This window comes from Dyadobacter sp. 3J3, assembly GCF_009801115.1.
Classification (GTDB): domain Bacteria; phylum Bacteroidota; class Bacteroidia; order Cytophagales; family Spirosomataceae; genus Dyadobacter.
This window is the reverse complement of sequence record NZ_VTOL01000001.1, coordinates 293034-305163: the sequence shown is the minus strand read 5'-3', so window position 1 is coordinate 305163 and position 12130 is coordinate 293034. Positions and strand designations below refer to the sequence as shown.

General features: G+C 39.7%; 12 protein-coding genes. 9 read left to right on the top strand and 3 right to left on the bottom strand.

The genetic code is table 11. The annotated features are described in order from the left end of the window. Window positions 1–149: 149 nt before the first annotated feature. The 3 genes from FZF08_RS01325 to FZF08_RS01315 all read right to left on the bottom strand — a co-directional run bounded on the left by FZF08_RS01325 (window position 150) and on the right by FZF08_RS01315 (window position 2796). The gene (locus tag FZF08_RS01325) at window positions 150–1430 is read right to left on the bottom strand and encodes a DUF4038 domain-containing protein (protein WP_159466817.1); all 1281 of its coding nucleotides are present in this window, start codon (window positions 1428–1430) and stop codon (window positions 150–152) included. Window positions 1431–1519: 89 nt separating this feature from the next. Beyond that, window positions 1520–2167, bottom strand: coding sequence for a ribulose-phosphate 3-epimerase (rpe, locus tag FZF08_RS01320; protein ID WP_159466816.1), 648 nt, complete (start codon window positions 2165–2167; stop codon window positions 1520–1522). Between the two features lie 104 nt (window positions 2168–2271). Then, window positions 2272–2796, bottom strand: a complete 525-nt coding sequence (locus FZF08_RS01315) for a Uma2 family endonuclease (RefSeq protein WP_159466815.1) — start codon at window positions 2794–2796, stop codon at window positions 2272–2274. A gap of 172 nt (window positions 2797–2968) precedes the next feature. On the opposite strand from FZF08_RS01315, the gene ligA reads away from it, so the two are divergent. The 9 genes from ligA to FZF08_RS01270 all read left to right on the top strand — a co-directional run bounded on the left by ligA (window position 2969) and on the right by FZF08_RS01270 (window position 12099). After that, complete coding sequence (gene ligA / locus FZF08_RS01310) at window positions 2969–5056, top strand: NAD-dependent DNA ligase LigA (RefSeq protein ID WP_159466814.1); 2088 nt, start codon at window positions 2969–2971, stop codon at window positions 5054–5056. A gap of 62 nt (window positions 5057–5118) precedes the next feature. Beyond that, window positions 5119–6009, top strand: a complete 891-nt coding sequence (gene dapA, locus FZF08_RS01305) for a 4-hydroxy-tetrahydrodipicolinate synthase (RefSeq protein ID WP_159466813.1) — start codon at window positions 5119–5121, stop codon at window positions 6007–6009. A 399-nt stretch (window positions 6010–6408) separates the two neighbouring features. Further along, a complete protein-coding gene (locus FZF08_RS01300) occupies window positions 6409–7473 on the top strand; it encodes an aminotransferase class V-fold PLP-dependent enzyme (protein WP_159466812.1) in 1065 nt (354 codons plus the stop codon). A 79-nt stretch (window positions 7474–7552) separates the two neighbouring features. Then, on the top strand, window positions 7553–8254 hold the full coding sequence (locus FZF08_RS01295; protein WP_200837006.1) for an NrtR DNA-binding winged helix domain-containing protein: 702 nt from the start codon (window positions 7553–7555) through the stop codon (window positions 8252–8254). A gap of 93 nt (window positions 8255–8347) precedes the next feature. Further along, a complete protein-coding gene (locus FZF08_RS01290; RefSeq protein WP_159466810.1) occupies window positions 8348–8917 on the top strand; it encodes a MarC family protein in 570 nt (189 codons plus the stop codon). 62 nt (window positions 8918–8979) lie between these two features. Beyond that, entirely contained in the window at window positions 8980–9447 is a 468-nt protein-coding gene (locus tag FZF08_RS01285) for a nucleoside triphosphate pyrophosphohydrolase family protein (RefSeq protein ID WP_159466809.1), read from the top strand. Between the two features lie 43 nt (window positions 9448–9490). Further along, window positions 9491–10726: a peptidase T gene (gene pepT, locus FZF08_RS01280; protein ID WP_159466808.1), complete on the top strand. Its 1236-nt coding sequence runs from the start codon at window positions 9491–9493 to the stop codon at window positions 10724–10726. Between the two features lie 9 nt (window positions 10727–10735). Next, the gene (locus tag FZF08_RS01275; RefSeq protein ID WP_200837005.1) at window positions 10736–11374 is read left to right on the top strand and encodes a viroplasmin family protein; all 639 of its coding nucleotides are present in this window, start codon (window positions 10736–10738) and stop codon (window positions 11372–11374) included. 2 nt (window positions 11375–11376) lie between these two features. Continuing rightward, the gene (locus tag FZF08_RS01270) at window positions 11377–12099 is read left to right on the top strand and encodes a tRNA1(Val) (adenine(37)-N6)-methyltransferase (protein ID WP_159466807.1); all 723 of its coding nucleotides are present in this window, start codon (window positions 11377–11379) and stop codon (window positions 12097–12099) included. Window positions 12100–12130: the final 31 nt, after the last annotated feature.

Sequence of the window (12130 nt, the reverse complement as noted above, 5' to 3'; positions counted from 1 at the left end):
TCAAGAAAATAATTGTACCCGACTATTTTGCACAATTATTTTCTCAATAGTTTTTTTCTGATTCAATTTTGGACGTCAATATTATAATAATAAAGCGAATGACAAAAGTTTAATACTCTAAAACAAGCCTGTGATCACTTATTAAGTATTTAGTTTTTTGAACCAACAAGTAAAATCCAGTCCCAATCTGCCTGTGGGTCCGGCGGCTCGATGGTTGTCAGTTCCGTTCTTTTTAAAGCTCCGCCAGACCACCGTCGTCCGGTACGCGGACTGTACCAAACAGCGTTAAATTCTTCTCCGGTAAGTTGAGATAAATCAATCACAAAGGATCTGAAGGTAGGAATATACATCATAACCATACGTTTGTTGGTTAGCGCAGAAATTGAAATTTCAGAACTTTGCGTTGTGTCCTGCACAAGTTTCAGGGAAGCCGCAGGTTCCAGGTAATCCCATGGAAGTCCTTTAAGTATCTTGACAAGATATTTCATGTATTCCCCGCCATCTTTGGTAATATTTGTTTTCCAGGTCGGGTTGAAGTTCTTGATCGTGCTCATATGGCAAAATCCGGCGGCAGAGTTCAGCAAAGATTCATATGCCTGTTTACGAATCAGGGCGGACTGATCTTTGATCGGAAATTCCGAATTGGCGATCAAAAACGGACTTTTCATTGACTTGCCAATGTTTTTTTGCCACGTTGATAAGGCTGCATATTCGGAATCTGTAACGGTAGAATCCGGGACAAAAACTTTTAGGTCCGTATGATTTTTTTTCAGGGAATCGGGAGGTGCACAGGTAGAAAGTGAGGCAACCAGTTTATTTTCCGAGGTTTTCTTCAAACTTTCCGTCAGCGTTTTTGAGAGAAAATCTTTCTGATTTTCATCTTCACTGACAATCCAGAAAATGTTATTCAATTTTGAAAAACGTTTTCCAATATATTCTCCAAAATTTTTGCATGCTTCTTCACCCTGTGTCTCAAAAATGACATTCCAGCTTTGACGGGAAACAACCAGTCCTACAACCAGATTACGTTCCTTGGCGGCTAAAACCACTTTTTCCAAATAATCAAAATAGGCTTTATTCGGATTTGTAATATCATTTTCACCCTGAAAAGGCGTAACCTTCTGGAAGTTTTTCTGTGTTGGCAGTGCGGGTAAAACGTGCACTAAAACGGTATTAAACGACTGACCTTTTCGGATATCCAGATATTGAATGGCTTCCGGATAATCCAACTTTCTGAGCAATTGCCAGGCCACGTCAGCCACTACCAGAAACGGAACATTCGTTTGATCTGTAAGATGTTTTCCGTCGGCGCTAACCTTCAACGGGTATTGATAGGTCTGTGGCGGAACAACGGGTTTGTCCTTTGCGCTGGCTGCTGCTGTTTTAATATTCAATAGCAAACTAAAAGCCAAAAACGTACGGATAATCATAAGCCCAATATGCTATTGAACCTCCTGCTGAAATTGGTTTTCGTGAAATAATAATTCATGTAGAGCGGGTTATGGTTTTGGATTAGTTATTAATTTTTTCTTAACTCAGCAATTGTTTCCAGCGGATTTGTTGAATTGAAAACAAAACTTCCCGCCACTAAAACATCAGCTCCGTTTTCAACGAGAAAACGTGCGTTATCATTGTTTACGCCTCCATCAACTTCAATTTTGAAATCCAGTCCAAGCTCTTCGCGCATACAATTGAGCTTGTAGATTTTCCTGTAAGTATTTTCAATAAACTTCTGTCCGCCAAATCCAGGATTGACCGACATGATCAACACCTGAGAAAGATCCTGCAATATCTCGGATAACATTTCAACCGGAGTATGCGGATTAAGTGCAACGCTCGGCAAAACACCTAACTCTCTGATCAGTTGAATGGTACGATGTAAATGCGGGCAAGCTTCATAATGAACCGTTAAAATTGCGGCACCTGCATCTCTGAATTTTTCAAGATAGCGTTCGGGCTGTTCAATCATTAAATGAACATCCAAAGGCTTTGTCGCATAGCGGTTTATCGCTTCGCAAACCGGAAATCCAAATGAAATATTAGGAACAAACATGCCATCCATGATATCCACATGTATGTAATCTGCTTCACTTCTGTTCAACATTTCAACATCACGTTGCAAATTAGCAAAGTCAGCGGCAAGTATGGAAGGGGCAATGAAGGCCATAGAGACAAGTCAGTAATTTATAAATCCGGACGAATTTAAAGAATTTCTGCTGTAAGATGAAAATTATGGTCGGATTGACAGGAAACGGAGGTTTTTAGCAAAATTTACCCAAACAAAAAACTAACCTGAAAATGCAGTCCTACCAGGATCTTTGATTCTATAAACTGATCTTCCGAGGCAGTTAGAAACAATTCGTAATGGTCGTTTTTTAATGTGTAAATTTCAACGGATTGCTGTTCCGGCAGAACGATCCAATATTCTTTTACACCAAATTTTTCATAAAGTCCTTTCTTTTCAACCGTGTCAAGGTGAAAAGATTCAATCGAAACAACCTCGATCAATAAATCGGGAACCCCTCTTATCCAGTCTTTTATAATATCATCGTTGTCCTTACTTATAAATATCAGATCAGGTTGGACACGGTTTACGTTTTCTTCAAAAATGACATCCAGAGGAGCCCGGAATAATTCTCCCGGATTTCTACCTTCAATAAAACGCTCGAATACTTTTTCAGTTTTTCTTACAATTCTCTGATGACTAATTTTTGGACTGGATAATATAATCTCTTGGCCATTAATAATTTGTGTAGAATCCCAATCCTGAAATAATTTTTCTTGTTTATCGATCATTAGAGCAGCGATTTTAATACGATGTAAAGTTCAAACGAAAACGAACGCCTTCACTTATATTTCAATGCATCAAAAAATAGAATAAACTGTAAATTTGTCCGCGAATGATCGTTGAAAGAATTGACATTTCATCAAAATTAATTCATTAAGAAGCCGCTAGCTACCAAACACCATGAACCCGGAAGAACGCATTAACGAACTGATCGAACAGATTGACCATTATAATTTTCAATATTATCAGGAAAGCATTTCTGAAATTTCAGATTATGATTTCGATATTTTGTTAAAAGAGCTGGCCAAACTTGAAAACGAATTTCCGGAATTCAAACGCACCGATTCTCCAACGCAAAGGGTAGGAGGTACGATAACCAAAAATTTCAACGCCGTTTATCACCGGTATCCAATGCTTTCGCTGGATAATACCTACAACGAACAGGAACTCCGGGATTTTGACGAACGCGTTCGGAAAGGATTGGATGGAGAAGCGTACGAATATATTTGCGAGCTGAAATTTGATGGGATTTCATTGAGTTTTACTTATGAAAATGGTGTTTTGGTAAGGGGGGTGACACGTGGTGACGGAACACGCGGGGATGAGATTACCAACAATGTAAAAACTATTAAATCGCTTCCATTGCGTGTAAAAGCGGATAAAGTACCTCCGGTTTTTGAAATCCGGGGGGAAGGTTTTATGCCTTTCCAATCGTTTCAAAAACTGAATGAGGATATGGAGGCTCTGGGCGTGAATCAGTATGCCAATCCAAGAAATGCCGCGTCCGGTTCTTTTAAATTACAGGATTCTGCTGAAACGGCCCGACGTGCGCTGGATTGTTATATTTATTCGTTTTTGAGCGATGAAACGATTTTTGCAAGCCATGAAGAAAGTTTGCTGGCGCTAAAATCATGGGGTTTTAATACTTCTCCGGGTTGGAAAAAGGTGGATAACATTGATGACGTCATCGCGTACATTCACGAATGGGAAGAAAAACGTGCGACGCTTCCACTTGCCACGGATGGAATCGTAATCAAAATAAATTCTTTTGAACAACAGCGTGAATTAGGTTTTACAGCAAAAAGTCCGCGTTGGGCGATTTCATTTAAATATAAAGCGGAGAACAAACCGGCCATTTTAAGATCAGTTAATTTTCAGGTTGGCCGGACCGGGAATGTTACACCCGTTGCTAATTTGTGTGCAGAAAGTGAGCGGACCGTTCCTTACAACAAAGTAAAAGGCGTCCATTTGTCCGGAACATATGTGAAACGTGCTACGCTACATAATGCCAATGAAATGGAGCGGCTGGATATTCAGTTGGGCGATACTGTTTTTGTTGAAAAAAGTGGAGAAATTATTCCAAAAATCACGGGCGTTGATGTGACAAAACGTGGTCTGTTCACAACCGAACATATCGCTTTCCCGACCAATTGTCCGGAATGCGGCTCGCTTTTGGCAAGAAATGAAGGTGAGGTCGCGTACTATTGTCCAAATGACAGCGCTTGTCCGCCACAATTGAAGGGCCGGATTGAACATTTTATTCACCGGAAAGCGATGAATATTGATAGTCTGGGTGAAGGGAAAATTGAATTACTTTTTGATACACAGCTGGTAAGAACGCCGGCGGATCTGTACGATCTGACTTATGAAAAATTACTGGGACTCGAAAAAAATATTGTCAATGAAGAAACCGGAAAATCGAAGAAAATAAGTTTCAGAGAAAAAACGGTTGAGAATATTCTGAAAGGTCTGGAATTATCAAAATCAGCGCCGTTTAAAAATGTTTTATTTGGACTGGGAATTCGCTTTGTAGGTGCTACGGTTGCGGAAAAGCTGGCAGCTTATTTTAAAAATATTACTGCACTGCGGGCTGCTACTTATGATGATTTGATTAATGTACCTGAAATAGGCGGAAGAATCGCCCAAAGCGTAGTTGCTTATTTTTCTCTTCCCGAAAACCAGCTTGTCATGGAGCGGTTGGAAAAGGCAGGTTTGCAACTGACGACGGACGACAAACCGGTTGAAATGGAAAGTAATCTGCTGGAAGGCAAAACGTTTGTGATTTCCGGCGTATTCGCAAATTTTGAACGCGACGAATTGAAACATAAAATTGAATCCAACGCCGGAAGGATTTTAAGCGGTGTTTCAGGGAAATTAAATTTCCTTTTGGCAGGCGATAATATGGGGCCATCGAAGCTGGAAAAGGCGAGAAAACTGGGCGTTACAATTTTGTCGGAAGAAGAATTTTTAGGAATGATTGAGAAATGATGAAGGAAATTGAGACAGGTAACTAACTTTGTGTTTTAAAATCAATAATTATATAAGAAATAATGCCATTGGACGAACGTTTCAAAGGAGTCGGAGCAGCGCTGATTACACCCTTTGATGAGCATCAGGAAATTGACTACGCTGGGTTAAGAAAGTTAATCGAATTCGTATCTGAGGGAGGCGTGGATTATCTGGTCGTGCAGGGCACAACCGGTGAATCGCCAACGATCTCGACAGAGGAAAAAAACGAAATTCTGGCATTTTCAAAGAAGCATAACATAAAGGAACTTCCTATTGTGTATGGTTTGGGTGGAAATGACACGAGAGCGGTTTTGGAAACGATCCGAAAGACGGACCTGAATGGTGTGGATGCGATTTTGTCTGTTTGTCCATATTACAATAAACCTACTCAGGAAGGAATTATAGCGCATTTTACAGCCATTGCGGATGCGTCACCAGTTCCGGTTTTGCTTTATAATGTTCCTGGTCGCACGGTTATCAACATGAAAGCCGAAACGATCCTGAAACTTGCAGAACATCCGAACATTATCGGAATTAAAGATGCAGGCGGAAGTATTGAACAAAGCATGGAACTTGCTGCCAAAGCTCCGAAAGATTTTATTTTGCTTTCGGGCGATGATAATCTTGTAACGACTATGGTGAGTGTTGGCTGGCATGGCGTGATTTCCGTGATCGCGAACGCTTTTCCACGTGAATTTACCGATTTGACTTGGCATGCATTGGAAGGAAATTTCAAGGATGCAGCGGCTTTACAGCTCGCATTCCTGGAATTTGATACCTTGCTGTATATTGAATCCAATCCGGTTGGAATAAAAAAATGCCTTGAAATTAAAGGTGTTTGCAGTTCGGAAGTACGTTTGCCGTTGTTGAAAGCATCTGCGCAACTGGGTGAAAAATTAGAGAAAGCGATGGTTAGGGAAGGGTTTATGTAAGTCTCTTTTTTAGCAGTTCTATTTGTTGGCTTGGAATTGGTCGATAGTTTTATGTCCCCCTTTCAGGGTTTTTCGTCAGGTGAGAATCGAGATTTTCTATAATAATGTCATCCCTTCGGGATTGTTATTTGGAAGGTAAAATTGAAGACATTTTCCATTTTTAATCATTACAAACATATTGAAGTGAAAACCCCGAAGGGGTGATAGTATTAAAGAAAATTCGAATACTATCAAAGATACAAACCCTGAAAGGGTGACATATGAAGGTTCTTTATCTAAATAAATAGAATTGATTTTTTATCATCTCTGTTTGATAAGATGAAGAACCTGCTTTGTTTAAATTGAGACTTCAAATTGAAATACAATCAAACTATTCGTTTGTTTTAAATATTAAAACTCATGATTACCTTTTATCCCGGCCCTTCGAAAGTTTATCCACAAATCGAGCAGTATTTATTTGACGCTTATCAAAGTGGAATTTTAAGTGTCAATCATCGCAGTGAGCCATTTATGAAAATGCTCAAAGAGACTATTGACATGATGAAACTGAAACTGGAAATCCCGGCGGATTATGAGATTTATTTTTGCTCATCTGCTACGGAATGCTGGGAAATCATTGCGCAATCAATAATTGAAACAAAAAGTCTTCATGTTTTTAATGGCGCTTTTGGAGAGAAATGGCTGGAATATACCCGGAAGATAAAACCGGCATCCAACGGTTTATTTTTTGATTTAAATTCTTTACCCGAAATCTCCGATATTATTGCGGATCAGGATAGCGATGCAATTTGTTTGACCCATAATGAAACTTCCAATGGAACAGCTTTACCCGATTCATTTTTTGAAGAATTAAGAAAAAAAACGGAGAAAGTTATTGCCGTCGATGCTACTTCTTCGATGGCTGGCGTCATTTTTCCATGGAAATCTGCGGATGTGTGGTATGCTTCTGTGCAGAAATGTTTTGGATTACCGGCTGGATTAAGTGTAATGGTGGTTTCTCCAAAAGCGGTTCAGCAGGCTGAAAAAATTGGCGAGCGAGATCATTACAACAGCTTACTTTTTGTTCGGGATAACTTTTTGAAATACCAAACTCCTTACACGCCCAATGCACTGGGAATTTATTTGGCTGGCCGTGTTTTGCAGCAAGTGGAAATACTTTCGGAAATTTCAATTCAAATCAAGGATAGAGCAAAAGACTGGTACCAGTTTTTGTCTGAATCAGGTTTTAATGTTCTTGTTGACAATGAAGAAGTTCGATCGGATACGGTTATTGCTGTTTTGGGTGAAAAACAACAAATTGCTTCTATCAAAAAAGCAGCAAAGAAAAATGGTATTATGCTGGGAAATGGATATGGCTCCTGGAAAGAAACCAGTTTTCGTATCGCTAATTTTCCTGCCATTACTTTAGATGAAATCAATCAGCTGAAAGTTTTCCTGAAAACGTATTCCGAAACCGCCCGATGAGTAGTAATACAAGCAAATTGTATTTATTAGTTTAAATGTTTTTTATTCAATTCTCAGAAACACCACCGTGTTAATAGATATGTTGCATCAATACCAGACACAAACAAAGTGTCTGGTGGCCCTCGATTCCATTATTTTTGGATTTGATGGTCATGAATTAAAATTATTACTGGTAAAGCGCGGTATTGAAGATGAGCATCACACCTGGTCTTTAATGGGTGGATGGGTGCAGCCCGAGGAAAGTCTGGAACAGGCTTCCAACCGTATTCTTTTTGAATTGACAAGTCTTACCGACATATATCTCGAACAGCTGCACACGTTCGGAAATCCCATGCGTGACCCAGTGGAACGCACCGTTTCTGTTGCCTATTTTGCCTTGATCAATGTGGAGGATTACGATAATAAAATCTCGAAAAACTTTGAGGCTCAATGGTTTTCCATGCAGGAACTGCCACAATTATTGTTTGACCATAGTGCTATGGTAGAAATGGCGATTGAACATTTGCGTTACAAAGCGTCCCAGCATCCGATTGGTTTTGAGCTGCTTCCTGAGAAATTTACTATACCCCAATTACAGAAATTGTACGAAGCTATTTTTGGAACAGAATTGGATAAAAGAAATTTCAGCAGGAAATTATTATCAACCCATTTGTTGGTCAAACTGGAAGAAAAACAAAAAGGCTTTTCCAAAAAGGGAGCTTACTTTTATAAAATCAACGAGGAGAAATACAAAAAGCAGTTCAATACTTTTTTGAATTTTCTTCCTAATGGTAATACATAAACCGTATTTATTTCAGCGGGCTTCCGGAAAAAGGTTTGTGTAAGCAGTCTGTTTTGTTCAACTTTGCGGCTTAATCCTCGAATTGGTGTCGCAATGTTCAATGTCAAAGAAATACTTTCTGTAACGCTGATTCTCTTTTCGGTGATCGATGTGCTGGGTTCTATTCCCATTATTGTTGATTTTCGAAAGAAATTAGGCAAGATCGAATCCGAAAAAGCGACACTTGCCGCCGGAGCCATTATGATTTCTTTTTTGTTTCTGGGAGAAAGGCTTTTAAGCCTTTTTGGGGTTGATGTGGCTTCTTTTGCCGTGGCAGGTGCTATCATTTTATTTCTTCTGGGATTGGAAATGATATTGGGAAGAAACATTTTCAAGCATGACAATATAAGTGTCAGTGCAGCATCCATTGTCCCGATTGCTTTCCCGATTATTGCCGGAGCCGGTACGATGACAACGCTGCTGGCCTTACGTACAACCTATGAGATCAATAATATTTTAGTAGGTGTTCTGCTCAATTTGTTCTTCGTTTACCTCGTTCTAAAATCATCCTATTGGATTGAAAGTAAACTTGGGCAGGGCGGAACGGATATTCTTCGCAAGGTTTTTGGAATTATTCTGCTGGCGATTGCAATCAAACTTTTTAAAACGAATCTTATATTATAAAGCCGATACGCTGACATAACGTATTGATTTGTGAATTTTTAATAATAAATACAGGTAATAAAATGCAACAATTAGATAGTCTTAACCAGGTCGCTGAATTTCATACTACATTCAAACATCCGATTCTTGAAACACCCACAATTCCATCTGAGGACCGTAGCCGCCTGCGTGTTGCACTTTTGGCTGAGGAATTGAAAGAGCTGGAAGTTGCGATTCTTGAAAAGGATCTTGTAGAAATTGCTGACGCACTTTGCGATCTTCAATATGTACTTTCAGGGGCAGTTCTGGAATTTGGATTGGGTAATAAATTCAGAGAATTGTTTGACGAAGTACAGCGTTCCAACATGTCAAAAGCTTGTGCAAGTGTGGAAGAAGCAGAAGCGACTGTTGCACATTATAATGCAAAAGGTACTGAATGTTATTTCAAAGAAGACAACGGGAAATACCTTGTTTACCGTACTGCTGACGACAAAACATTGAAAAATATCAATTATTCACCGGCTGATCTGGCTGGGATTATTGCTTCATAAGGAGATTCAAACAGTCAATATTCATTCTAATTTTTGAGTAAATATGTCTTCCGTTCTAAACCGGTTTCTTAGCTATGTTCAGGTTGACACACAATCTGATCCGCAGTCTACAAGTTTTCCAAGTACGGAAAAACAACGGGATCTGAGCAATCAGCTTGTGGTTGAATTACAGGAATTGGGCATTGAAGATGCTCATCTGGATGAACATGGCTACGTTTATGCTACAATTCCAGCGAATTCCGACAAGGAAAATATTCCAGTCATTTGTTTTTGCTCGCATGTGGATACGTCTCCGGATGTGTCAGGAGCAAATGTAGAGCCAATTGTGCATCAGAGTTGGAACGGGACTGATATAGTATTGCCGGATGATAACGAGCAGGTGATCAGAATGTCAGAACATCCGGATCTGAAAAATCAGATTGGAAATGATATTGTAACAGCAAGTGGAACAACACTTTTGGGGGCAGATAACAAAGCCGGTGTTGCGGAAATCATGGCTGCGGCGGAGATATTAGTAACAGATTCCAGAATAAAACATGGCGTTATCAAAATACTTTTTACCCCGGATGAAGAGGTGGGGCGAGGTACCGAAAAGGTAGATCTGGTGAAATTGGCGGCGGATTTTGGCTATACCGTTGATGGAGAAGCTGTCGGTACGATGGAGGATGAAACATTTTCTGCGGATGGTGTAAAAATTACGATTCACGGCGTTAGTACACATCCCGGATATGCCATTGGAAAGCTTGAAAACGCCCTTAAAATTGCGGGAGAAATCCTGGCTGTTTTACCAAAAGATTCACTTTCACCGGAAACTACGGAAGGAAAAGAAGGATTCATTCATCCGGGACATATTGAAGGAATTCAGGAAAAAGTGGTGATCGATTTCATTATCCGAGATTTCAATGAAGCAGGTTTACACGAAAAAGAACTGTTATTGAAAGGAATTCTGGATCGGGTGATGGTGAATTATCCAAATTCGAAAAGTGAATTTAAGGTGACGCAGCAATACCGGAATATGAAGGAAATTCTTAGCCAATATCCTCAGGTTATTGATTATGCTACGGAAGCGATGAAACGTTCAGGATTGAATCCGATTACCAGAAGTATTCGTGGAGGAACGGATGGTTCAAGATTATCATTTATGGGTTTGCCCTGCCCGAATATATTTGCTGGCGAACATGCATTTCATTCCCGATTGGAGTGGGTTTCTGTTCAGGATATGGAAAAAGCGGTGGAGGTTATTGTAAACCTGGCTCAGGTTTGGGAGGAAAGAAGTTAGTTTGTAATAATGGCAAAAAAGACAAAATTTTATGTAGTGTGGCAAGGTAGACAAACAGGTGTGTTTACCGATTGGAAAGAATGTGAAGCACAAATCAAGGGTTTTGAAGATGCCCGTTACAAATCTTTTGATTCAATTGAGGAAGCGGAAACAGCGATTCAGAGGAATTACTGGGAGTATGTTCAGAAAAAAGAAAACGCTGCAAAAGTTGTTGCCAAAATTGCACCTGCCAATATTGGTCAGCCTATAAAAAACGCCATTGCCGTTGATGCCGCCTGGAATACGGCCTCCGGCGATATGGAATATCAGGGAACCTATCTCCAAACAGGAGAGAGAATTTTCCTGCAAGGTCCGTTCAAAGATGCTACTAATAATATTGGAGAGTTTCTCGCGATCGTGCACGGATTGGCTTACCTCCAAAAAAATAATAGTGAGATTCCTATTTATTCAGATTCCAGAACGGCGATAAGCTGGATCAAAAAGAAACATGCAAATACAAAATTGCAATTAACGCCCAGAAACAAGCCGGTTTTTGAAATGCTGCAAAGAGCGGAAAGGTGGTTGGCCAGTAATACCTATCCAAATAAAATCCTGAAATGGGAAACAGAATACTGGGGTGAAAATCCGGCAGATTTTGGAAGAAAATAAATATGGCCAGAAATTCATTTTTTAAATTCAAACAGTTTACGATTGACCAGGACAAAAGTGCAATGAAAGTATGCACCGACGCCTGTGTTTTTGGTGCCTGGGCTGATGTTGAAAATGCAAAAAGAATTCTGGATATAGGAGCTGGTACCGGATTATTGTCAATGATGGTTGCCCAACGAAATAAAACAGCGAAAATAAGTGCTGTGGAATTGGATGTGGAAGCATATTTGCAGGCGACTGAAAATGTCTTTAAAAGTCCGTTTCATAATCAGATTGAGGTTTTTAATGCTGCAATTCAGGATTTTTCATTAAATGAAAAGTTTGATTGTATTATTACAAATCCACCTTTTTTTCAATCTGATTTAAAATCTCCGGACGCTAAAATAAACCTGGCGCATCATGCTGATTCTCTTTCTTTTGACGATTTGTTGATCTCGGTTGAAAGATTATTACTTCCAAATGGGAGCTGGAATGTCCTGCTGCCGGTTGATGAAGGGCTTATTTTTCAGGATCTTGCGAAAAAATCAGGTTGGAATCTGGCACTTGAGTTAACTTTGTATCATCAAAAAGGAAAGAAAGCTTTTCGGAAATTGACGCGTTTTAATAAGGACGAAATGGCTGATAACCGGCCGGTTACCTCCGAATTATTTATCTACGAGGAGGACGGCAAAACCTATCATTCGGAGTTTAAGAAATTATTGAAAGACTATTATTTGATATTTTGATCAGGAAAAACACGAACTTTGCACCCAAATA